This is a genomic window from Myxococcus sp. MxC21-1, assembly GCF_032612255.1.
In the GTDB taxonomy this organism is placed as follows: domain Bacteria; phylum Myxococcota; class Myxococcia; order Myxococcales; family Myxococcaceae; genus Myxococcus; species Myxococcus virescens.
Map to the genome: position 1 here is coordinate 433,758 of NZ_CP123278.1, position 22,616 is coordinate 456,373.

The following is a 22,616-nucleotide window of genomic DNA, read 5'->3' on the forward strand; positions in this document are numbered from 1 at the left end:
CTTCGTCCTCTGGTGGACACCGCCTGGGTGGTGTAGGGGGAAATGTGCGTGCCGCCTGTCCCAGAAAGGTGAGCAGCGGCGCGAGGGGAGACGCACCATGGCGGAGACTGAGTTCACTTCGGGCGCGAGCTGTCCGCTCCACCCGGGATTCGATGCGGTGGGCACCTGCTCCCGCTGCGGCAACTTCATGTGCCGCACCTGCGGCGAGGGGGGCTCGCAAGCCTGGTGCCCGGCCTGCCGTCAGCGCGAGGGCGTGGGGCAGGCCTTTCCGCTGAACCGCGAGAACTGGAGCGTCTCCGGGTTGATGGACCTGTCCTGGGATGCGTTCAAGCGCGAGTGGGTGATGCTCTGTGTCGGCGTGCTCATCTTCCTGGCGGGCTCCTTCGCCGGGCAGGTCGTCTCGCAAGTCTCCTCGATGGTGGGTGGCGCGACGGGGAACATCGTCATCACCGTCCTGGGCTTCTTCATCGGGATCATTGGTTCCTACGCCATCCAGGGCGGGATAACGCTGGGTTTTCTCCGGATGAGCATGGACGTGCTCAGCGGACGGCGCGCGGACCTGGGGCGGATGTTCAGCCAGTTCGGCAAGATTCCCACGTACCTGGGGACGCTGTTCCTGTCCTTCCTGTTGATGCTCCCGCTCCTGTTGCTCATCGTCGTGGGCGCGTTGGGCGCGGGGCTGGCGACTGGCACCGTGTCCTGGTCGGAGCTGATGGCGCTGAAGGACCTGCCTCCCTCGGAGCTGGACGCGGCCGTGACGCCCCTGTTGCCGGGCTTCGCGGTGATGGGGTTCGTGGCCTTCGCGCTCTACGTCTTCCCGGGTGGGTGGCTCCTCACGCCGCTCATCCTGATGCAGCCGGAGCTGGCCCGGACCGAATCGCCCGGCGCCGTGGAGACGCTGCGCCGCTGCTTCGCCTACTCGCGCGGTCAGCGCCTGCCCATGATTGGAACGGTGCTGCTGGGGGGCTTGCTCGCCATGGTGAGCGTGTTCCTCTGCTGCGTGCCCGTGATTCCCGCCCTGGGCTTCTTGCAGGTGCTGATGGCCGGGCTCGTCATGGCGCTCAGCAGCAGCGCCGAAGAGGCCTGAGCCTTCCCTCCACACGGGGCCTTGCGCGCCCGTCGCGCGCAGGGCCTCCGGAAGGGTGGGGCGCCTCAGTGCACCACGCGCTCGGGTGAACCCGAGCGGGGCACGGACACCTTGCCCAGGCACGCGAGGATGTGCTCGCGGTACTCGGCCAGCTCACGCAGGCCGCACAGCATCCACCGGCCGCCGATGACGAGCGTGGGCACGCCCCGCACGCCACGGTGGGTGGCATCCCGGTGCTCGTCGAGGATGAGGCGGCGCGTCTCCTCCGAGCGGAAGGCCGCGGAGAATTCGTTCATCGCCGGCCCACGCGCGAGGCCAGCTCGAACACCACGTCCGGGCGGGACACGTTGACGCCCTGCTCCAGCGCCGCGCGCTGCATGGCGCGGGCGAGGAACGCGCGCGCCTGCGGGCCCTGCAGCCGCGCCGCTTCCAGTGCCGCCAACGCCGGCACGCTGGTGCGCGGTGGATCTCCCCCGAGCCACAGGTCCGTGGACAACATGCGCGCGGCGGCATCCGGTTCGCGCTGTGCGCGCTCGACCTCTTCCACCAACGCGCGTTGTTCGCGCATCGTGGGCAGCACGTCATGGACGCGCAGCGGATACGGCCTGACGCTCCAGCGAACGGCTTCGCCCAGCTCCTGGCGCAAGACATCGAGGCGCAGGTCGGCGAGGTAGCACCAGGAACACAGCACGTCCTGGTAGACGGTGATCTGCAGCGGCTTGTGCAGCGTTTTCATTTGAGGGCCGCCAGATTAGAGGGGCACCCGCGTCGCTGCCAACTCCTCAGGACACGCGGGCCACGGAGGCATTCCTGAGTTCCTGAGGAGCATGCAAGGTGCCTTGCCCCGGCTGTGTGTCTGCTCGAAAGCAGGCGAGCAACCTCACGTGACCCGGGTTCGCGCTCACCCGGCGCGCTTCGCCTCGGCGTACTTCAGCGCGTGGTCGATGATGGCCCCCGCGATGTCCATGCCCGTGGCGCGCTCCAGGCCCTCGAAGCCAGGGCTGGAGTTGATTTCCATCAGCCGGGGGCCGGCGCGGCCCTCCAGCATGTCCACGCCCGCGACCTCCAACCCGACGACGCGCGCGGCCCGCACGGCTGCTTCCGTGTAGGGCTCGGTCAGCTCGATTGCCTGCCCTTCGCCGCCGCGGTGGATGTTGGAGCGGAACTCGCCGGACTTGGCCTTGCGCCGCATGGCGCCCACCACGCGGTCACCCACGACGAGGGCCCGCACGTCCCGTCCCTCGCTCTCCGCGACGAACTCCTGGAGCACGATTTCCTGTCCCAGGTCCCAGAAGGTGTCGAGGATGGTCTGCACCTCCGACAGCGTGTGGGCAATCATCACGCCCACGCCCTGGGTGCCCTTGATGAGCTTGATGATGACGGGCAGCCCGTTGACCTCCTCCACCAGCCGGCGCACGTTGCTGCGGTCGTGCGCCATGACGGTGCGGGGGATGTCCAGCCCGGAGCGCGACAGGTACTGCAGCGCGCGCAGCTTGTCGCGGCTGCGCGCGATGGACGTGTGCGGGTTGAGGACGGGCACGCCCATCATCTCGAAGTGGTTCACCACCGCCAGGCCATAGGCGGTGATGGACGCGCCGATGCGCGGCACCACCACGTCCACGCCACGCACCTCCACGCCGCGGTACGTCATGCGCGGTGCGTCTTGTGCGAGCAGCAGGCAGCAACGCAGCGTGTCCAGCACCAACGGGCGGTGGCCCCGCGCGCGGATGGCGGCCACCAGCCGCCGCGTGGAGTACAGCGCGCGCTTGCGGGACAGGATGACGACCGTCTTCTTCGCGTGCCCTCGCCGGGGGCCCGTTCGGGACGGTCGAGTGCCTGGGACCCGGGCAGGACCGGGACCTTCTTCGGCTTCACTTTGCGCGGAGGCATGGGCGGGGCGCGAGAGCCTAGCACGGACGCCCGCGAGGGGCGGGCCTCGTGGGGGGCCTTTGCTATCCTCGTGCGAAGATGAGTGCTCCCCCTCTGCACCCTGACGACATCCACACCAGTCCCGGCGACGTCGGACAAGACCTGAACCACTCTCCGTTGTTGAGCGAAACGCTCGTGGTGGACCCGCGCACCACGGTGAAGCTCCACAAGTGCCGCCTGGCCGTCACCTCCGGACCGGACACCGGCCGCTCGGTGGTGAGCGACAAGGAGCGGCTGCGTTGCGGCGCGCATCCAGGCAATGACCTGGTGCTGGTGGAGGACCGCACCGCCAGCCGTCACCACTTCGAAATCCAGTTCACCGAGCGCGGCTATCTGCTGGTGGACCTGGGCTCCACCAACGGCACCTTCCTGGATGGCCGGCGCATCGAGCGGGCCTACCTGTCACCGGGCTCGCAGATTCGCGCGGGCTCGTCGGTGCTGACCTTCGCGCCACTGGATGAGGAAGTCACCATCGAGCCCGACCGCGAGGGCGAGCTGTGCGGCATGGTGGGGCAGAGCATGAAGATGCGGCAGATATTCGGCCTCATCAAGAAGATCGCCCCCATGGGTGTGTCCGTCATCATCCAGGGTGAGACGGGCACCGGGAAGGAGCTGGTGGCGCGCGCCATCCATGAGCTGTCCGGCCGCACGAAGGGGCCCATGGAGGTGCTGGACTGCGGCGCCATTCCCCCCAACCTCATCGAAAGCGAGTTGTTCGGCCATGAGAAGGGCGCCTTCACCGGCGCGGTGAGCAGCCGGCCAGGCGCCTTCGAGCGCGCGCACGGGGGCACCATCTTCCTGGATGAGCTGGGCGAGCTGCGGCTGGACCTTCAGCCCAAGCTGCTGCGCGTGCTGGAGAACCATGAAGTGCGGCGCGTGGGCGGCAACGACGTCATCGAGGTGGACTGCCGCGTCATCGCCGCCACCAACCGCGACCTGATGAAGGAGATTCAGGGCGGCGGCTTTCGTGAGGACCTCTACTTCCGCTTGTCCGTCATCACCATCCAACTGCCGCCGCTGCGACAGCGCCGCGACGACATCCCCCTCATCCTCAAGCGCGCGCTCGCGGACCCGGAAGTGGTGGGCAAGCACGGCAAGAAGCGCTTCTCCGCGGAGTCCCTGGGCCTGCTGATGTCGTATTCATGGCCCGGCAACGTGCGTGAGTTGATGAACGTGTTGTCTCACGTCCTCACTTTCAGTGAGGGCGAGGAGATTCAGCCCGCGCACCTGCCGCCCCGCGTGCGGGGACAGGTCCGCGAAGGGCCGCTGCCCTTCAACGAGCACCTCTCCTTCAAGAACGCCAAGGAGCAGCTGCTGGAGAACTTCGAGCGCGAATACATCACCAGCGTTTTGACGCGCTGCGAAGGAAACCTGTCTCGCGCCGCGCGTGAGAGTGGGCTCCACCGGAAGTCGATTGAACGGTTGGTGAAAAAGTACCAGCTGGATACAAAGGGGATGAAGTCGCGCTAGCCCCATGAGTCAGCGGTGGATGCTGTAACTCGGTTGTTTCACGCCAGAAAAGCGCGTTTGTCGCAGCGCCGTGTTCTCCTGTTCGCGATGCAAGGAACGCCCCGTCAAGTTGACGTATGTCCGATCGCAGATGAATCCCCGGAACATACGCTCGCCATGAATTCACAGCGTCCGAGCCGTGGGAGGCAGTCCGGTCAGGCGATGGTGGAGGCGGCTTTGTCGCTTCCGCTCGTCGTGTTCCTGGTCTTGGGCACGCTTCAGCTGTTTCTGATGCTGCAGGCGCGCGTGCTCGCGCAGTACGCGGCCTTCCGCGCGACGCGCGCGGGCAGCGTGGCCCACGGCGAGTGCGAGCGGATGAGCCACGCGGCCATCCTCGCCTTGTTGCCTTCGTTCCACTCCTTCATCGGCATGCGCACGTCGCAGGTGGGCGGGGAGCACGGCGGCGGTGTGGGCGCACCCGAGCGGCTGGCCATGGCCTTCGCGCCGCGCCGGGACAACCGGTACCGGGCCGGGCTGGACGGCGTGCACACCGGCAGCATCGTGTGGATCAACCGCAGCCTGGCGGGCGGCGGCGTGGACAGCCCGCAGGACCGTGAGTTCGACGAACCCGGGCACCTGCGGCGCCTGGAGGTGCGGCTCATCTATTGGTACCCGATGCGCATCCCCTTCGCGAACTGGGTGATGTCGCGGATGTTCCTCGCGCAGCTCGGCATCCAGGACTACACGGACGCCAATCCGCTGGTGCTGGCCGAGCGCGAGGCGAACTGGGGCGCCGGTGAGTTCCCCAGCCCCTACGCCCTGGCCGCAGACGTCCGCACGGAGCTGGCCAACCGCGTTGGCCGCCGTGAGTACGTGTTCCCCATTGAAACCAGCTTCACCATGCGGATGCTGACGCCCGTCAAGGCGCGTCATTTCGCATCCATGGACTGTCCCCGATGAATCGCTCCCATTCCCGTGGCCAGACGATGGTGCTGTTCGCCCTCAGCATGCTGCTGCTGGTGCTGATGGTCACCCTGACGCTGTCCTTCTCCATGAAGGTGCGTGAGCGCATCGAAGCCCAGACGGTGGCGGACGCGGCGGCCTTCTCGAACGCGGTGGCCACCGCGCGAACCTTCAACAACATCGCCGTCATCAACCGCGTGCAGATTGCGCACGCGGTGGCGCAGGCGGGGGCCGCCAGCCTGGTGAGCTGGGCCAGTCTCTACCGCGCCCATCTCAACGCCGCACGCGGTGGCTACAGTGACTGGGAGTGGCCGTATCAGCTGAACATCATCACCGGCTGCCCCTGCGCCTGGAAGAGCTCGTCGTGCGCGCGGCGCTGCCGGTGCGGCATCAAGGGCGTGAGCGACCTGGGCAAGCTGCAGAACGAGCTCCGCGAAGAGGACGACCGGGTCGACAGGGTCTTCGAGCGGTACGAGGGCCTGGTGGCCATCCAGATGCGCGGCCACCAGCTGGCGCAGAACGCGCTCTACGCCGCCCAGCAGCAGAACTTCCAGGAGCTCAAGAGCGCGTTGGACTCACAGCGCTTCGCCAATCAAATCGTGAGCAACGTCCAGCCGGGAGCGAATCCTAACGACTCCGCGTGGCAGGTGCCGTCCATTGGTGGCGTCAACAACGACGAGCTCACCGGCGGCGCGGCCTGTACGAGCGATGGCGCGGTCTGTGACCTCCCGGCGACGGTGCAACACGCCGTGCATGCGGCCATGGGAAGCCGCGGCTTCTCCTTCGTCTCCCATCGGCAGACCCTGGACTACACGCTGCACACCCTCAATCTCATGGACGTCATCGATGCGCCCGACCTGGTCATCGTTGCCGAGGCAGAGGGGACGACGCACTTTGGCAAGAAGGGGCGCGACATGCCGATGCTGCCCCCGTATGCGCCCGCTATCACCGCGGAAGACGAGGGCAGCGTCTTCTACATGTACGACCACACGGGGAACGGTGGCGGCTCTCCCTGCCCGTCCATGGTGGGAGGCGTCGAATCGACCGAGGCGAGCCTCGTGACGTCCGGAGGGATGATGCCGTCGCCGGAGCACACGTGGACGGGCGGCCGCGACGACCGTCCCATGATGCGTCACATGCTCATGCCCTGTCTGAATCCGGTGACGAGCTGCCCCGGCATCTGGCCGCTCTTCCTGGACTACAACCTTGTTCAGCTCCTGGATGGTGGGGACAACAACTTCGGCCAGCCCAAGAACTTCGCTGTCGTGCAGCGCAACCTGCGCAGCCGCCAGCTGGACCCGTGGGACTACTCCTTCCGCTTCCGCTTCTCAGGTGCCGGTTCGGAGTACGACAACCGCAGCTTCCAGATGGCGGACGGTACGCCGAACGACGTCCAGACGGCCATGGCGACGGGTATCGCCTACTACCACCGGGGTCGGAGCCTCGGGTTCAACCACTGGTCGGAGCCGCCCAACCTCCTCAACCCGTACTGGCGGGCCACGTTGGTGGCCGCGGACACGGATGAGTCCGGCCTGGATGACGCCGAGTCCACCCTGGGCCTCAGCGCTCCCGCCGCTGCCCGGGCGCTGAGGGCCTTGCGCAACGTGGGCTTCAGGGGAGTCCAATGATGAAGAAGACCCTTCGTTCCCGGCAGGCGCGCGGTCAGTCGATGGTGGAAGCCGCCATCGGCGTCACGCTCTTCGTCACCGTCGTCGCCTTCGGCATCCACTTCGCCGAAGTGGGCTTCTTGTCGCTGAAGGTGCAGGAGGCCGCCATCTCCGCGCTCTGGGATGGGACGCACGGCGAGATGCACCTGCTCCCGCTGGACTACGACCCCGCTGGCGACTCCATGCGGGACGCGGCGAACGACGCGCAGGCGCGCTACGCGGACTTCAATGGCTTGTCCGCCACGGCGGGCGCGGGCATCACCCAGGCACTGACGACCGGCAACGGCATGACGGTGTCGTGCGACATGGGGGCGGGAGTGGAGTGGGGCGGCGCGACGGCCACCCGGGTCGTCTACCGCGACAATGGAGGCACTGCGTGCCGTGCCCAGGCGTCGCTGAACGCGTGGCGCTTTCCACGCTCCTTCCTCGACCAGGGGGAGGAAGGCCTCTACCAGAAGCGGAACATGGAAGATGGCCTGGCCAGTCTCCAGGTTTGCGCGGTGGGGCGTCCGGTGGGCGGACGGTGCGCCGGGAGCTACTCGATGCTCATCGACGACTGGGGCCTGGCGGGTGAGGTGGAGTCGGTCACGTGCAACATCCTCATGCAGGATCAGCTGATTCCCTGCACCAACGCGCCGCTCCACGCCACGGTCTTCACCACCTATACGCCCACGGTGATGCCCATCCCAGGAGCGGCCAGCATGCTCGCCGAGCGGGCGCTCTTCATGAACCCGCTGCCGCTCACGGCGCTGGCCATGGTGGGACTGGGGATGAAGGAGAAGACGATGTGGCTCAGCGCCGCGGGGGAGGAGTCGCTGTTCACGCAGTTTCCCCTCCTGCGGGACCCCATTGGCATGGGCAGATGGACCACCACGCCGGGTTCGCTCTTGAGTGGAATCACCACGATGCCGTACGGGCTCGGCTACATGCGCCGGGAGGGCTGCTTCCTGGGCAAGGACTGCGACTGACATGATGCGTTTCAAGAAGTGGCTTCAGCTGGGTGTGGCATCGGTGCTGCTTGCGTCTCCCGCTGCCTTCGCGGCCGGTGGTCGTACGGAGTGCGACGCGGATTGCAGCGACAAGGCCGGGACGGCAATGTCGCAGTGCACCGCGAAATGTCCCCCGCGGGGCCGGGACATGTCCTGCACCATCAAGTGCGCCGAGTCGTTCAAGAAGCAGTTCGACACCTGCTCGAAGCGTTGCCCCAAGTCGAAGACCCCGTTGCCGCCCGTGGACGTGCAGCAAGGCGACGTGGAGCCCCAGGTCATCGAGGTCGAGTCTTAGGCGTCAACGGGCCGGCCAGGGGGGACGGCCACTTCGTGGAGTGACGGATGAAACAGGTGCTGCAGGGACTCCTGGCGGGAGTGCTGGTGTTCTTGGCCGGGGAGGCTCGTGCCCAGCGCCTGCCGTTCACCTGGGACGTGCCCAAGGTGGTGGCGGTGGTGGACGTGCCGGGCGTCATCGTCTCGGAGGGCGTGCCCGTGCGCATGTCCGCCGTGCTCAGCAAGGAGAAGCCGGAGGTCATCGGGCAGCACCTGGTGTCGCGCTTCCAGGCCTGGGAACTCCATGTCCCCAAGGCGTCACTCCAGCCGCAGCTCTTGCGCGAGACGATGATTACCGCGCTCGACACCAAGCAGTTCATTTCCTACACGGCCATCCTCCAGGCCAACCCGGACGGCACCACCACGGTGTTCATGGGTGAGGCCAACCTCGGGCAGGGGCGGTTGCAGCCGCAGTCCACCGTGGCGCCGGTGTTTCCTGGCGCGACGGACATCCTGAACGCGGAGCTGGAGTCGTCGCGCACCGTGACGTACGCGGTCTCGGTCGGGCAGTCCGAGGTAGAGGCCTTCTACCGGACCGAGCTGGGCAAGGCGGGCTTCCTGGAAGAGGAGCCCCGGCTGTTCCGCTCGCCGAACGATGAAATCAAGCTGTCGTTCTCCTCCACGAAGGAGGGCCGGCTGGCGGTGGTGGTGGTGCGCCGGACCGTCGCCCAGGCGCCCGCGAGCCCCGCCGCGGATTGAAGCCCTGTAGGGAGCGTGTTACGGCCGCTGTCGACATGAGCGACACGCCCCCCAAGGACAAGGACTTCAAGGACTCGGTCAACCTGCCGCGCACGGATTTCCCCATGAAGGGAAACCTGGCGCAGCTCGAGCCGCGCATGCTCGGCTGGTGGGCGGAGCGGGGGATTTGGGGGAAGATTCTGGAGCAGAACGCGGACGCGGAGCCCTTCGTCCTGCCTGATGGTCCGCCCTACGCCAACGGCCACCTGCACGCGGGCCACGCGCTCAACAAGGTCCTCAAGGACATCGTGGTGAAGTACCGGAACATGTCCGGCGGCCGGTGTGACTTCATCCCCGGCTGGGACACGCACGGGCTCCCAATCGAGCAGGCGGTGGAGAAGCGGCTCAAGGACAAGAAGATCGACAAGCGCACGCTGTCTCGCGACGCCTTCCTGGAGGCGTGCCGCGCCTACGCGCTGGAGTTCGTCGACATCCAGAAGGCCGAGTTCCAGCGCCTGGGCGTGTTCGGCTCGTGGGAGCAGCCATATAAGACGCTCGACTTCACCTACGAGGCCCAGGAGATTCGCGAGCTGGCCGTGTTCGCGAAGCGGGGCATGCTCTACCGCCGCAAGAAGCCGGTGTACTGGTGCTTGTACGACCAGACGGCGCTGGCCGAAGCGGAGGTGGAGTACGAGAACCACACCTCGCCCTCTGTGTACGTGGCCTTCCAGGCCGGCGCGGAGCTGGCCGAGCGCGTGCCTTCGCTGAAGGGCAAGGACGTGGCCTTCGTCATCTGGACGACCACGCCGTGGACGCTGCCGTCCAACCTGGCCGTCTCCGTCAATCCGGAGTTCGAGTACGTCTTCTACCAGCTGGGCACGCGCGTCATCTGCGTGGCCCGGGAGCTCTTGCCCAAGGTGCTGGCGGAGGTGAAGGCGGACGAGCTGGCGGTGAAGCACGTGGAGCTGCCCGGGGGTGAAGTCTCCGCGGCGGCGTTGGTGGACCCGTCGCGCATTCTCGCGTACGCGCGCGGCGAGGAGCTGGAGCACCTGACGTACCAGCACCCGTTCTACGAGCGCCGGGGCCGCGTCATCCTGGGCGAGCACGTGACGCTGGAGGCCGGTACGGGCCTGGTGCACACCGCGCCGGGGCACGGCCAGGAGGACTACGAGGTCGGCCTGAAGTACGGGTTGGACATCTACAACCCCGTGCGTCCGGACGGCCGCTACGACGACACGGTGGGGCCGGTGTTGGAAGGCCGGCGCGTGTTCGATGCGAACCCCGTTGTCATCCAGTTGCTGGTGGAGAAGGGCGCGCTGCTCAACGGCGCCACGGACACGGTGGCGCACACGTATCCGCACTGCTGGCGCTGCCGCAATCCGGTCATCCTGAGCGCGACGTACCAGTGGTTCATCCCCATGGACGCGCCCTTCCATGGGACGCAGACGTTCCGGCAGGTGGTGCTGGAGCAGGTGGACAAGGTGCAGTGGGTGCCCTCGTGGGGGCACAGCCGCATCCGCGGCATGTTGGAGACGCGGCCGGACTGGACCATCAGCCGGCAGCGGACGTGGGGCGTGCCCATCTGCATCGCCTACTGCGAGGGCTGCGAGGAAGCCGTGGTGTCGCCGGAGCTGATGGAGCGGGTGGCGGCGGCGGTGGAGAAGGAGGGCGTGGGCGTGTGGTACCGCACGCCGGTGAAGGACTTCCTGGGCGCGGACTTCCAGTGCCCGCGCTGCGGCAAGGGTGAGTTCCGCCGCGAGACGGACATCCTCGACGTGTGGTTCGACTCGGCGTGCATGTTCTCCGCGGTGCTGGAGAAGCGGCAGCGGATTTCGGCGGACCTCTTCCTGGAGGGCAGCGACCAGCACCGCGGCTGGTTCCATTCATCCATGCTGGTGGCGGTGGGCACGCGCGACATGTCGCCGTACAAGGCCTGCCTCACGCACGGCTTCGTGGTGGATGGCCAGGGCGAGAAGATGTCCAAGAGCCGCGGCAACGTGGTGGCGCCGGACAAGGTCATCCAGCAGTACGGCGCGGAGGTGCTGCGCCTGTGGGTGGCGGCCAGCGACTATCGCAATGACGTGCGCCTGTCGGACCAGATTCTGAAGGGCCTGTCGGAAGGCTACCGGAAGATTCGCAACACCGTCCGCTACGCGCTGAGCAACCTCTACGACTTCGACCCGGCGAAGCACGCGGTGCCGGAGGCGGAGCTGCTGCCGTTGGACCGCTGGGCGTTGGGGCGGCTGGCGGAGGTGGTGGCGCGGGTGCGCAAGGCGTACGAGGACTACGAGTTCCACCTCGTCTACGCGACGGTGGTGGACTTCGTCGCCGGTGACTTGTCGGCGGTGTACTTCGACATCCTCAAGGACCGGCTCTACACGTGGCGCGCGGACGGGCAGCCCCGGCGCGGCGCGCAGACGGTGCTGTACGAGGTGGCCTCGGTGCTGCTGCGCCTCCTGGCGCCGGTGATGAGCTTCACGGCGGAGGAGGCGTGGCAGACGCTGCCGGGCAAGCCGGCGGAGAGCGTCTTCCTGGGCGGCTTCCCGGTGGTGTCCGCGAAGTTGGACCCGGCGCTGGCCGAGCGCTACGCGAAGCTCTTCGCGGTGCGCGGCGCGGTGCAGGGCGTGCTGGAAGCGGCGCGGCGGGACAAGCGCATCGGCTCATCGCTGGAGGCGCGGGTGGTGCTGACGGCGGAGGGCGCGGCGCGCGACTTCCTCCAGGCGAACCTGGCCGAGCTGCCGGGCCTCTTCATCACCAGCCAGGTGGAGCTGGCGGACGTGAAGGGGACGCGGCGCAGACATTGGAAGTGGCGCAGGCCTTCGGCGAAGGCGTCCGCGTCACGGCCGAGGTGCTCCCAGCACACGGCGAGAAGTGCCCGCGCTGCTGGACGTACTCGGAAGCGGTGGGGCAGGGCGGCGACGTCTGCCTCAAGTGCCGCGAGGCGCTGGCGGCGTAGCGTGCCGCCTTCGAGGCGCCCTCCCCGGCGGGTGTGTCCGGGGAAGGGTCCTCTTCAGGCGTCGGCAGTGCTCAGTTCACGCACTCGATGACCTGGTTCTGGGTCGATGCGTAAGGGTTGCAGTCCAGCACGTTGGCGAGGCCCGTCCGTGGCTCCACCTGGATGAGGCTGCGCTGCCGGCCCGACGTGAAGTCGAAGCGGAGGTTGCCCGGGGCCGCGGCGTCCAGCGCGGGGAGGTCATCGAGAAAGTCCCGCATGCAGGTCAGGTCGCCCGGGCTCACGGGGCGGCCGGTGCCGGGCATGTAGCAGAGCCCGTGAATCGCGGACGCGTTCATGCTGATGGGAATGACGATGTCCGGTCCCAGCTCGCTGCAGCAGTCCGGGTTGGCGCGGCAGGTGGTGTTCTCACAGCCGTTCGCGGGGCAGCTCGCGTTGTCCCATTCATTGTCGCACCGGAGCTGTTCCCACCGGGCCACCGTGCGCGAGGTTCCATCACCGCGAGGGACGTTCTCCTCCACGACGATGCGCACGGGTTGGTTGGTGGTGAGGGCGCGCTGCCGGGCACGGAGCGTGGAGGCCCACAGCTCGCGCGTGGCCTCATTCTCGCGTTGACGGTTGACGGGCGTCTGGATGCCCATCAGCGCCGCTGCGAGCAGGATGCAGGCGATGGCCACTGTGACCATCATCTCCAGCAGTGTGATTCCGCGTGTGTGCCTCATGCTCAATTTTCCGTCAGGCGGGGCTGCAGGCTGCCTGCCGCGAAGTTCCGGAGCGTCACCCGGAAGGTGAAGGTGCGTCGCTTGAAGCCGTCAATCGGGAATTCTTCCGCGTCCACGCGGATGGGCCCGTCCGGGTCGAAGGCCTGTCGGTCCGGCCGCGGCGTGCGGACGACCAGGGTGACCTCCACCTCACGGATGCGTTGCCTCAAGCGGAGGCGCAATTCCTCGTCCGTCCCGGGCGCGCCAGGCTCCGATGGATGCACTTCGATGGGACAAGTGTCGATGGTGCATTCATCCAAGGAAAAGAGCCGACCGTTCTCTCTATCCGGGAACCAGCGCATGCCGCCGAACGGCTCTGCGATGGCCGCGACCCCCAGCCGCACCGTGAGGCGCTCGACATCTCGACTCAAGACCACCCAGTTCGCCGCGCCTGGGCCCAGGTACTCCAGCGTCGGAGTTCCACTGGCCCAGTTCACTCGGTAGGTCGCGCTCTGGGCTTGCATGATGCGCCAGGTGTCCTGCCGGGGATCATTGACGCTCCATCTCGAGTCAGCCGGCTCCGCACAGGGGCCGTTGTTTGTATTGTCCGTGCCGAATCCTGGCTCAGCCGTGATGACGTTGCTGCCCGTGTCCACATTGGTGACGCGCACATGGCACGCGATGTCCTTGTTGGGATTGACGACGAAGGCGGGAACCCACGGGGTGGTCGTGGGCTGGAGCCTTGTGGACGGGTTCATGGACGTGCAGAAGCCCTGAACACCGGAACGCGCGGTGCCCGTCGCCGGAGGAGGAGGGCCACCGCACGGCGCCATGGTGACCATGCCGCGTGTGTCCCCCCAGTGAAGTTGCAGCACGTCCGACACGGATTCTTCAAGTGGGCCCGCGGGAGGGAGCGCGAAGCCCGGATCCTCGGGAAAGGGGCGAGTTGCGTCCGCCGTCGCCAGGTCCGGCTCGGTCCACACCTGGATCGCCGTCTGCACACGCATGTCGTGGAACGTGATGCGGCTGTTCCCCATGCCCGCGCCGGCGCGTTGAAGGTCAGCGGCAATCAACTCCTTCACCGTGCGCCCGGTGACCTGGGCCAGCATCGTCTGTTCCTCGAAGAGCGCACGGCGCTGCATCTGCATGGCGGCCACCAGGCCCGCTCCAAGCACGATGAGGCCAATGGTGCTCGCAATCATCACCTCGAGCAACGTGAAGCCGCGGCGGGCCCTGCGCTGAATCCGCATGGACGAACGCTTCACGGAGCCACCCTCGTCTGAAGCATCACCACCTGACGGTCGCTGCGCTCCTGTTCCTGCCAACTCACCAGGACGCGCACGTGGGCGACGTTCCCCCGGGAGTCGGGAGTCCCTGGGACCAGGTCTCGGGTGAGGTCCTCCGGAACGACGGAGCCTGGCTCGATGGTGGTGACTTGCGAAGGGAGGTCCACATCCACGACGACCTGGTATGCGCGCGCGATGACCTCCGGGTTCGCGGGCGGCACGCGGCTCAGCGCCCCCGCGCTCGTCTGGAAGACGGTGAAGGTCTCATCCAGGCCCACCAGATTGAGGCACGGCGGGTCCAGTGTGCAGCCCAGCATGGTGATGTTCTCCAGGGTCTGCTCGGCGATGAGCTGCGCCTGCGTCGCACTGAGGCTGCGGCGGTTGGAGTAGCTGGTCTGGGTCACGACCAGCATCGCCGCGCCGATGCCCAGCAGCAGGATGGCCATGGTGGCCAGCACCTCCAGGAGCGTGATGCCCCGGGCGTGCTGGCGCTGCTTCATGGAATTCACTGCTGAATCCTCCCGTCCGGGCTGGGGGCGTAGATGAGCACCTTCGAGCGTGCCGCCCCGCCAGCGATGGAGCCGGTGTTGTAGGTTCCATCGCCCAACACGTCGATGTCGCCCCGGGCCTTGGGAATGATGACGTGCCCGTCATGCACCACGGGCGCATTCACCGCATGCCCGCCGAGCGAAGCGCTGGTCATGGCGGGCGGGTTTTCGCCATCCGGAAGCAGTCCGGACTCGTAGAAGCGGCCACTCTCGGTCTCGCTCAGGTTGCAGATGTCCGCCGCGGCGCCCACGGCGGTGGTCGCATAGACCTTGTCTGCCGCCAGGGCCACGCCACCCCACACCGCCTGGCCCGGATCCAGTTGCTGCACCCACAGGGGCTCCAGCAGTTCGCACGCCTTCCGGCCGGTGGGGTCGGAATCCTCGAAGGCCAGCAGATGGTAGCGGTAGCTGTCCTTGTTCGGCGGACCATCGGAGAACTCGTCCGGGTTGTCTCCCGTGCCGAAGTAGAAGCGCACCACGGGGCTGCCGCCGTTGCGGAGGACGTTCACCCCCAGGTTGGAGTGAATCTGCTGGTAGATGGGGTCCTGTCCCGTCGCGGCGTCCGGGTGGCTCGCCAGCGTGGACGGCGCACTGGCAATCCTGCAGGTCTTCACCTTGCGACCCAGCGGTGCACTCGGACTCACCTGGTCCAGATTGATGCGGTAGACGCTGCCCGCCGTCGTGGGCACGTACATGACGTCGTAGTTACCATCGCGGTCGATGTCCACCAGTGCGGTCTCCGCGGCGATGCCGGAGCCCCGGTCCAGGGTGATGATGCCGGCCCTGGCTCCACCGGGCGACGCGCCGAAGTTGAGCGGCTGCCCCGTCTTCAGGTCGATGAGATAGAGCGCACCGGCGTGCGTCGGCGACGCCGGAACGTAATCCGTGCCCACGATGGCGGCCCACTTCCCCTCTGCCTCTGAGCCCCACTTCAGGCGGCCAATCGAGGGCGCATGGCTCGAGCCAGCGTTGTCCGGGAGTTCGACGCTGGGGTCGGCCAGCTTCGCCGTGGAGAACGCGTGGTCGATGCTGGTGTCGCGGAGGTTGAACTCCCAGAGCGGCAGGGGGTACCAGGCGTCATTGGGGTTGGTGATGTCGAGCGCGACGACGGCGGGGCTGTTCTTTCCGGACGCGCTGACGAGCACTGTCTTCGCGCCCTCCGTCTTTGACGCGGAGGTCATGGGCTTCCACTCGAACTCCCCATTGATGCCGAAGTCCACGTTGGCGAGGCTGGGTGAGGCATCCATCGCGGGCCTGGCCAGGTTGCCCGAGCCATTGAAGCGCACGTAGAGGTTGCGATAGCGCTCCAGCAGCATGCGCGGCATGTACGTGAAGCGATCAGCGCCTGAGCCATAGTTCCGCTCATGGATGCTGCCGGGGCCCGCGCACGTTCCGGTGGTGTCGAAGTAGCCGCGTACCTGGGGCGAATTCGGAAGGCACTCGTCGTAGGTGGAGTTGCGGAACGCGCCCGCATCGAAGGCGTGCAGGTAACCGTTCATGGTGCCGACGTAGGCCACCGTCGGCCGTTCGGCGAGCGGCTCCATGAAGTTGCGGCGGTACAGGTCCATCTCTCCCGCGCGAGCGTTCAGGGCCCAGCCGTCGAGGTACGGCGGCACGCTGATGGCGACGGTGGACATGTTGATGCCACCCAACGCCCAGGGCCGACGTTGGCTGCCGTTGAGGCGTTTCTCCCAGCCATACAACCACTCCCTGAAGAAGTTGCGATCGTTGGCGGGGCCCTCCACGTGTTTATCGGGAGCGGTGATGGAGGGCGTGCCGCACTTGCCGTCGTTGTTGAGGTCGTACAGGTACCGGCCGTTCTGCTCCAGGTCGCAGAGCGCGTCCGGGAAGAGCGGACTGGTGCTGCTCGTGTCCGTCATCAGGTCGGAGATCGTGCTGCGGTTGCCCGACGCGTTCATCGTGAAGAGCTTTCGATCGAGCGGGTCGGAGCCGCTTCCGCTTGTGCCAAAGGACAGCGCCATCACCCGGCCCGCGTCCCAGCGTTCCCTCTCGCCAGCGGTGCCGCTGACGGGGTTCTCCGGGTCATAGAGCGTGCGGAAGTGGAGTCGCCCGCGGACCGTGAAGTCCTTGTTGCCGTCATAGGCCCGGACCCCCGGCGCCGGCATGCCGTTGCCTGGCCACGTGCCGGCCCGGCCCCAGGCGCTGCCCGGTGTCTCGTTCACGCCCCAGACGATGGCGTTACCCACCGTGGACGGGGAGGCGCGCGAGTAGCTGCCGGCACGGACGGCCTGATAGCCCACCTCGACGTCATCGATGATGGGGCGGCACAGCTCGTTGGGGCTGGTGATGTCCACCTTCCAGCAGAGCTGAGAGCCCGTGAAGCCCATGGACATGATGTCCAGCTCCACCTCCTGGGTGGGCGGCGTCGTCTCGGGGAAGACCACCGGGAACCAGGTGGGCTGCTCCGGGTTGGGGACGCACTCCATCTCGCCCGTGTCCGGATTGGGCTCACAGATACGGCAGTCCACCGCCAGTGAATAGGTGATGGTGGGCTCGGGGCCATCCTCGGGCGTGCAGGCGCCCGCGACATCCTCGGAGAAGCAGGGCGGCCCACCGGTACATGTGCGCGGGTGGGGCGCGAAGTCGTCCTGGCGCTTGAAGCGCACCTTGGTGATGACGAAGTCGTTGGCGATGTCTGGCGAGAGGTCGCCGGACACCGTGGCCGAGCGCGTGCTGCCGCCGTTCTGCTTGTTGATGACGAACACCACGTCGTTGAAGTCGCGGTCACCACCGCCGGGGATGTCCTCGAAGCCCAGAATCCAGCGGAAGGGGTCCGTGGTGGGTGCGCCCACGATGACGTGAGGCATGGGGTTGCGCACGCCCGGGGGACGGGGAATCGTCACCTTCTCCATGGGCATCACGAGGTTGCCGTAGAGTTCGTCGTTCGCTAGGCGGTACAGCGTGGTGCCCCACTCGTCGATGGGGCCGTCCAGCCAGCCGCAGTAATACTCGTTGGTGCCCTGGACCCGGCAGGCCTGCGCGGGCGTGCTGGCGGGGTTGTCCCGGTTGCAGCCCTCCAGATACTGGCACCCGATGTTGCGCTCGGCGACAACCGTGCCGCCCTCGGGGTTCTGGTCCATGTTCCAAGCGGACTTGGAGAAGAAGACGTTGATGGACGTGCGCAGGTGCAGCGCGCACCGGCCATCCGGGTCCTGCTTCAGGCAGGGGAAGACATAGCCTTCGCGGGGGCCATGGTTGCTCTGGTAATAGACGGCGATGAAGAAGATGACTTCCTTGCCACCTTCAATCATTCCCATGTCCACGGTTCGGTCATAGGCCGTGATGCCCTCGTCCGGATTGGAGCCGGCGCGCGGCAGGCCTCGCGGGTCATAGTTGGAGACGTCGTAGTCCGGGATGCCTTCTGAGAAGTCGCCTTCATCCTTCACGGGCGCCAGGTCCCGGTAGGTGGCGTAGCCGTCGTCATCGTCGGCGAGCAGGAACACCATTCGCCCCAATCCCATGTTTCCGTTGGCCGCCGAGGGGGGCTCCAGGAGGTTGGGCAGGTGGGGGAAGAGGCCTCCATCAGAGAAGCTGAGATTGGTGATGGGATCCGAGGCGAATTCGCCAATCTGGTCTGTCCAATTCCATTCGCCGCCGAGGCCGGGCCGGGCATCCGCCAGCCTGATGTTCTCCTGGAACGTGTTGCCGCAACCCGCGTTCATTGCCAGCTCAGGCTGGTTGTACGTCTCTCCGCCCGAGGTGAAGTTTCGCGTACAGCGACGGGCACTGCCGATATAGGGGCGGGACTTGGTGCCGTTCCGGGGCGCGAGGTTGAACAGGTCCTCGTGCAGGTCCAGGATGCCGTTGTTGTTGGTATCCAGCAGGTTGCCGTTGGCATCGACGTACCCACGCTCTCGCAGGTCGTCCATGTAGACATAGCCGAGCGAGTGCGAGGCACCGGCGGACTCGTACACGTAGCTGATGGTGACGTTCTGGTCGAACGGGAAGAAGATGTGCTCGGAGTTCAGCGCCGTACGGTTCGTGTTGAGCTGGAGCCGGGCTGGATTGTCCTCGGTGATGAGCATGGTCGACGCCTGGATCTCCAGGTTCTCATCACTGAACTCCGGCTGTTTGTTCTGAGCGAGCTGGTCTTCGCACAACTTGGCCGGGGCTTCCGAGGCTGCCTGGGCATAGGCGACCGGCGCGGCCAGCAATGCGAACGCAGCGAGCGTCTGGGTAAGGATGCGCATCACTTCTTCCCCTGGGAACGGCGGGACGAGTCATTGGCCTTGCGTTGCTTCTGCGCACGGCTCGCGGCGAGGTCTTCCTTGAGCTGCTGACGCAGCAGCTCTTCTCGCGAGGGCGGAGTCGGATGGATGCTGACCGCCAGGTAGTTGATGAGCAGGTCCCGGTCGGCTTCGGGCAGCAGGCGCGTGTCGCAGTTCGTCTTGGGCTTGAGCTGGGTGGGGCCCGCGATCCACGTGCGAAGTTGCTCGGGGGTGCGCTGAGGAACGAGGGGACCCAAATCAATGTTTCGGCCGCGCTTCTTGATGGGGGTGGGCTTCTTCGCGGCGGTCGCGTTCTTGCCGCTGCCGCCCTGGGCCTGAGGCGTGATGACGTGGCAGCGAGCACAGGCCTTGTCGAAGGCCAGTTTGCCTTCATTCGCGGCGCCAACGGCCAGGCCAGGCACCAGCAAGAGCGATAACAGGGAAAGTCTTTTCATGGGGTGCCGGATTCGAGCGTCGTGACCTTGTCACGGGTAGTGGGCGAACTGCCCCCGCTGTTGTAGGTGTTGTCGGAGCCGCCCCCCGTCATCACGGTGCCGGGGCTGGTGACGGCAGGCGCGTTCTCGTTGGCGATGAGTGTCTGGATGACCGCCCGGGTGGGACGGCTGCCCGCGGGGCCCACCACCTCGCCCACGGCGATGAGCCAGACCTGCCCGTTGAGGTCCGTCAGCCCGTCTGGGGGGCCGTTGTCGTCTTCGTCATCGCGAACGAACACGCGGTAGCGCACGTTCTGCTGAAGAGGGAAGGCCGCGTAGGCCTCGCCGCCAGGACTCTGTCGCTCCCCAGGAGCAAGGTCCGCTGGATTGATGGCCAACGAGTTCCACGAGCCAGGGACGCCGGGGCCTGGGAGGACCTCCAGGTATGGCCGGGCTCCGCCGTTCAGGCCTGGCTCGTTGACCAGCGGCATGCTGGCGAGGGCGTCGTTGTACATCTGATTCCTCCCCAGCCGGATGCGCATCGCCTCGCGCCCCTCGGCCAGGCCCGCCTCCGCCGCGAAGTACGCCTCCTTGTAGCGGCGGCCATCACCCTGGACTTCCGCCTCGCGGCTCACCACGCCGTAGCTGAGGAGCACCGCGAGGGTGACCATCGTGACGACGCCCATGGCGAGCAGCAGCGTGAAGCCACCTTGCCGCCGTCGGGCTGTGGGACGTTGCACCATGTCGCGGGACTCCCTTGGACTCCGGCCCGTGAGGGCGATGCCAGTGTTGCGCACTAGGCAATTGCCATGCCTGAGCGGCGGCGCTGTAACTGGCCGGAACTCGTGGACGACACTTGGGTCGTATTTCAGGGCTGAGTCTCAAGAGACCTCGCAAGAGTTGCGGAGTTGCAATTACTTGCGAGGTTTCCGTTACGCCTTGGTGACTTCTCGGGTTCCAATGTTCTGAGCGAACCGGACGCCTAGGGGGCGCCTTCGAGCTCGCGCAGCCGGTCCACCAGGGCCTGCATTCGCTGGTGGTGCGTGCCGGCCCAGTAGACGCGCTGGCAGTCCGGACACTGCTGGAAGCGCGAGTGCCGCTCCGCCACGCGTTCGGGGACGCGGCCGGCCACCTCGGACGGCTCGGCGGAGGTCAGCGCGGCGTTGCAGGCGACGCAGCGCGAGAAGGGATGCATGCGAGACGTCAGCCCGTAGCGGCGCACCACCTCAACCAGCTGCTCCGCCGGATCCGTCGAGCGGGGGAAGTAGCCACGCAGGACTTCGCCGCGCTTGAGCACCCCGATGTCACGCGAGAGGAGGATGCGGTCCTCGTCATGCGAGAGCCGCGCGAGCGTGTCGTCCGCGAAGTCGTTGCGCCACAGGGCGTCGAAGCCCAGCATCCGCAAGAAGCCCACGAGCCGTCCCAGCCCCACGTCGAGCACGAAGCGGGGCGTGTCCTGGAGCGGAGGCCCCACCCGGACGCCGGGCGCCTCGTCCATGGACGCGGGATAGACCTCCACGCACGCGCCCGGCTGCACCCGGTGGGTGAAGTCCACGGCCTCGCCATCCACACGCACCACGTCCACTTCCGGGTGGGGCGGACCCAAGGCCTCGATGAGGTCCTTCACCGACGGGCGGCCTCTCAGCGCGTGGCTGAACGTCTGATGCCGGTGCGCGGGAGACAGGAAGTCATTCAGCGCGCCGTGGAAGCGCATCGTCACCTGGGCCTTCGGCTGTCCCATGTCCACCCTCCGGCCCGCGTTGTCGTGGCCCTCCGTGCTTCACGGGGATGTTTCTGTGACTGCCGTGCCGGGTCCGCCAGACTTCCTGTGACGTTTCCGGGTGACTGCGTAGATAAAATCGTTCAGCTGTGCCATAAGTCACAAGATCGTCACATCGAGGGTTCCTATACTCCCGCCGCCGTCCGCACCTGGGTGTCGTCGGCGATTTCCCCCCTCTCGACTCCTGAGTCCGACAGCATGAAGAAGACGCTCACCTCCCTCCTGTGCGCGGCGGTTTCGCTCACCCTTCTTTCCCTGGCGTGTGGTGAGGGCAGCCCGCCTCAGGTGCCGCAGCCGCTCGAGGATGGAGGGGTTCTCTGGACGGAGTGCAGCCCCGAGGGCGCCAGGGAAGACTGCTCGCAGGGCGAATCCTGCATCTTCGTCGCGTCCCATGACCGCCACCTGTGCGTCCGGGCCTGTGATTCTCAGACCGCGTGCGAGCACCCGGATGCGGTCTGCTGCCCCTCGTCCGGAGAGGGGGCCGAGGGCGGCCACTGCGTGCCGAGCAACGCGTGCGTGCCGACCGACGCGGGCGTGGACGGCGGTTCGAACGAGGAGACGGACGGCGGCGCCCTGGAGGATGGCGGCACGTCCACCGATGATGGCGGCACCCAGGAAGAAGACGCGGGCGTGGATCCGGAGCCGGATGCCGGCACCGACCCCGAGCCGGACGCGGGCGTGGATCCGGAGCCGGATGCTGGCACAGAGCCCGACGCGGGCACGGATGCCGGTACGGACGCGGGGACGGATGCCGGCACCGACGCGGGGACCGACGGCGGCACGGACGCGGGCCACACCCCCATTCGCGTGATGGCGTCCAACCTCAGCAGCGGCAACTACCAGTCCTACGATCCGGGGCACGGCATCCGTCTCATCAAGGGCGTGGATCCGGACATCGTGCTGATGCAGGAGTTCAACTACGGGAGCAACTCGGCGGCGGACATCCGCTCGCTGGTGGACCAGATTGCGCCGGGCTTCCACTACTCCCGCGAGACGGGCGCGCAGATTCCCAATGGCATCATCAGCCGCTGGCCCATCATCCAGTTCGGCCAGTGGCCCGACCCGCAGGTGTCCAACCGGGACTTCGCCTGGGCGCGCATCGACATCCCGGGTCCCCGCGACCTCTGGGCGGTGAGCGTTCACCTGCTCACGTCCAGCTCCAGCAACCGCAACGCGGAGGCGCAGGCCATCGTCAATCAGGTCCGCTCGCAGATTCCCGAGGACGACTACCTCGTCATCGGCGGCGACCTGAACACGGACAGCTTCAGCGAGTCCTGCTTCGCCACCTTCCGGCAGGTCGTGACGACGGCGGGGCCGCACCCGGCGGACCACAACGGCAACACGGGCACCAACCGCAACCGCAACAAGCCCTACGACCAGATTCTGGTCGACCAGGACCTGCGCCAGTACCAGCAGGCGACCGTCATCGGCTCCAGCACCTTCCCCAACGGGCTGGTGCTCGACAGCCGCACCTACCGGCCGCTGTCGGAGATTGCCCCGGTGCAGTCCGGCGACAGCAGTTCCTCCAACATGCAGCACATGGGCGTGGTGAAGGACTTCCTCGTCCCCAACTTCTGAGGGGACACCCTT

The 22,616-nt window shown here is 67.1% G+C and carries 16 protein-coding genes and 3 pseudogenes; 10 read left to right on the forward strand and 9 right to left on the reverse strand.

Annotation, left to right across the window (positions count from 1 at the left end):
- Positions 1-97 precede the first annotated feature (97 nt).
- Positions 98-1,087 carry a hypothetical protein gene (locus tag QEG98_RS02035; RefSeq protein ID WP_316565545.1) on the forward strand — a complete coding sequence of 330 codons (990 nt, stop codon included), beginning with the start codon at positions 98-100 and terminating at the stop codon, positions 1,085-1,087.
- A gap of 65 nt (positions 1,088-1,152) precedes the next feature.
- Here the strand turns inward: QEG98_RS02035 and QEG98_RS02045 are convergent.
- Positions 1,153-1,823 (reverse strand): annotated as a pseudogene (locus tag QEG98_RS02045) (DsbA family protein).
- A 165-nt stretch (positions 1,824-1,988) separates the two neighbouring features.
- Positions 1,989-2,977, reverse strand: a pseudogene (locus tag QEG98_RS02050) (RimK family alpha-L-glutamate ligase).
- Between the two features lie 78 nt (positions 2,978-3,055).
- Here QEG98_RS02050 and QEG98_RS02055 point away from each other — a divergent pair.
- The 8 genes and pseudogenes from QEG98_RS02055 (at position 3,056) to QEG98_RS02090 (ending at position 12,051) form a co-directional block, all read left to right on the forward strand.
- Positions 3,056-4,486, forward strand: coding sequence for a sigma 54-interacting transcriptional regulator (locus QEG98_RS02055; RefSeq protein WP_186817724.1), 1,431 nt, complete (start codon positions 3,056-3,058; stop codon positions 4,484-4,486).
- A gap of 201 nt (positions 4,487-4,687) precedes the next feature.
- Entirely contained in the window at positions 4,688-5,425 is a 738-nt protein-coding gene (locus tag QEG98_RS02060) for a TadE/TadG family type IV pilus assembly protein (RefSeq protein WP_141618519.1), read from the forward strand.
- Entirely contained in the window at positions 5,422-7,056 is a 1,635-nt protein-coding gene (locus QEG98_RS02065) for a pilus assembly protein TadG-related protein (protein ID WP_316565548.1), read from the forward strand. The genes QEG98_RS02060 and QEG98_RS02065 overlap by 4 nt, the downstream gene beginning before the upstream one ends.
- Positions 7,053-8,063: a pilus assembly protein gene (locus QEG98_RS02070; RefSeq protein ID WP_316565549.1), complete on the forward strand. Its 1,011-nt coding sequence runs from the start codon at positions 7,053-7,055 to the stop codon at positions 8,061-8,063. The genes QEG98_RS02065 and QEG98_RS02070 overlap by 4 nt, the downstream gene beginning before the upstream one ends.
- Position 8,064: 1 nt before the next feature.
- The gene (locus QEG98_RS02075) at positions 8,065-8,379 is read left to right on the forward strand and encodes a hypothetical protein (RefSeq protein ID WP_141618496.1); all 315 of its coding nucleotides are present in this window, start codon (positions 8,065-8,067) and stop codon (positions 8,377-8,379) included.
- 47 nt (positions 8,380-8,426) lie between these two features.
- Positions 8,427-9,116, forward strand: a complete 690-nt coding sequence (locus QEG98_RS02080) for a hypothetical protein (protein WP_316565550.1) — start codon at positions 8,427-8,429, stop codon at positions 9,114-9,116.
- A 137-nt stretch (positions 9,117-9,253) separates the two neighbouring features.
- Positions 9,254-11,719, forward strand: a pseudogene (gene ileS / locus QEG98_RS02085) (isoleucine--tRNA ligase); the annotation flags it as partial.
- A gap of 224 nt (positions 11,720-11,943) precedes the next feature.
- Positions 11,944-12,051: a zinc finger domain-containing protein gene (locus QEG98_RS02090; RefSeq protein ID WP_316567807.1), complete on the forward strand. Its 108-nt coding sequence runs from the start codon at positions 11,944-11,946 to the stop codon at positions 12,049-12,051.
- 71 nt (positions 12,052-12,122) lie between these two features.
- Here the strand turns inward: QEG98_RS02090 and QEG98_RS02095 are convergent, their stop codons facing one another.
- The 7 genes from QEG98_RS02095 to QEG98_RS02125 all read right to left on the reverse strand — a co-directional run bounded on the left by QEG98_RS02095 (position 12,123) and on the right by QEG98_RS02125 (position 20,987).
- Positions 12,123-12,770 carry a Tfp pilus assembly protein FimT/FimU gene (locus QEG98_RS02095; protein WP_316565551.1) on the reverse strand — a complete coding sequence of 216 codons (648 nt, stop codon included), beginning with the start codon at positions 12,768-12,770 and terminating at the stop codon, positions 12,123-12,125.
- 2 nt (positions 12,771-12,772) lie between these two features.
- A complete protein-coding gene (locus QEG98_RS02100) occupies positions 12,773-14,014 on the reverse strand; it encodes a PilW family protein (RefSeq protein ID WP_316565552.1) in 1,242 nt (413 codons plus the stop codon).
- Positions 14,011-14,535: a type II secretion system protein gene (locus QEG98_RS02105; protein WP_316565553.1), complete on the reverse strand. Its 525-nt coding sequence runs from the start codon at positions 14,533-14,535 to the stop codon at positions 14,011-14,013. The genes QEG98_RS02100 and QEG98_RS02105 overlap by 4 nt, the downstream gene beginning before the upstream one ends.
- A 5-nt stretch (positions 14,536-14,540) precedes the next feature.
- The gene (locus QEG98_RS02110) at positions 14,541-18,794 is read right to left on the reverse strand and encodes a PilC/PilY family type IV pilus protein (RefSeq protein WP_316565554.1); all 4,254 of its coding nucleotides are present in this window, start codon (positions 18,792-18,794) and stop codon (positions 14,541-14,543) included.
- Positions 18,794-19,267, reverse strand: a complete 474-nt coding sequence (locus QEG98_RS02115; protein WP_316565555.1) for a c-type cytochrome — start codon at positions 19,265-19,267, stop codon at positions 18,794-18,796. The genes QEG98_RS02110 and QEG98_RS02115 overlap by 1 nt, the downstream gene beginning before the upstream one ends.
- Entirely contained in the window at positions 19,264-19,989 is a 726-nt protein-coding gene (locus QEG98_RS02120; RefSeq protein WP_316565556.1) for a type II secretion system protein, read from the reverse strand. Before QEG98_RS02120 ends, QEG98_RS02115 begins: the two co-directional genes overlap by 4 nt.
- Positions 19,990-20,228: 239 nt before the next feature.
- A complete protein-coding gene (locus tag QEG98_RS02125; protein WP_316565557.1) occupies positions 20,229-20,987 on the reverse strand; it encodes a Mut7-C RNAse domain-containing protein in 759 nt (252 codons plus the stop codon).
- A gap of 237 nt (positions 20,988-21,224) precedes the next feature.
- Between QEG98_RS02125 and QEG98_RS02130 the strand changes: the two genes are divergently transcribed.
- A complete protein-coding gene (locus QEG98_RS02130) occupies positions 21,225-22,604 on the forward strand; it encodes an endonuclease/exonuclease/phosphatase family protein (RefSeq protein ID WP_316565558.1) in 1,380 nt (459 codons plus the stop codon).
- Positions 22,605-22,616: the final 12 nt, after the last annotated feature.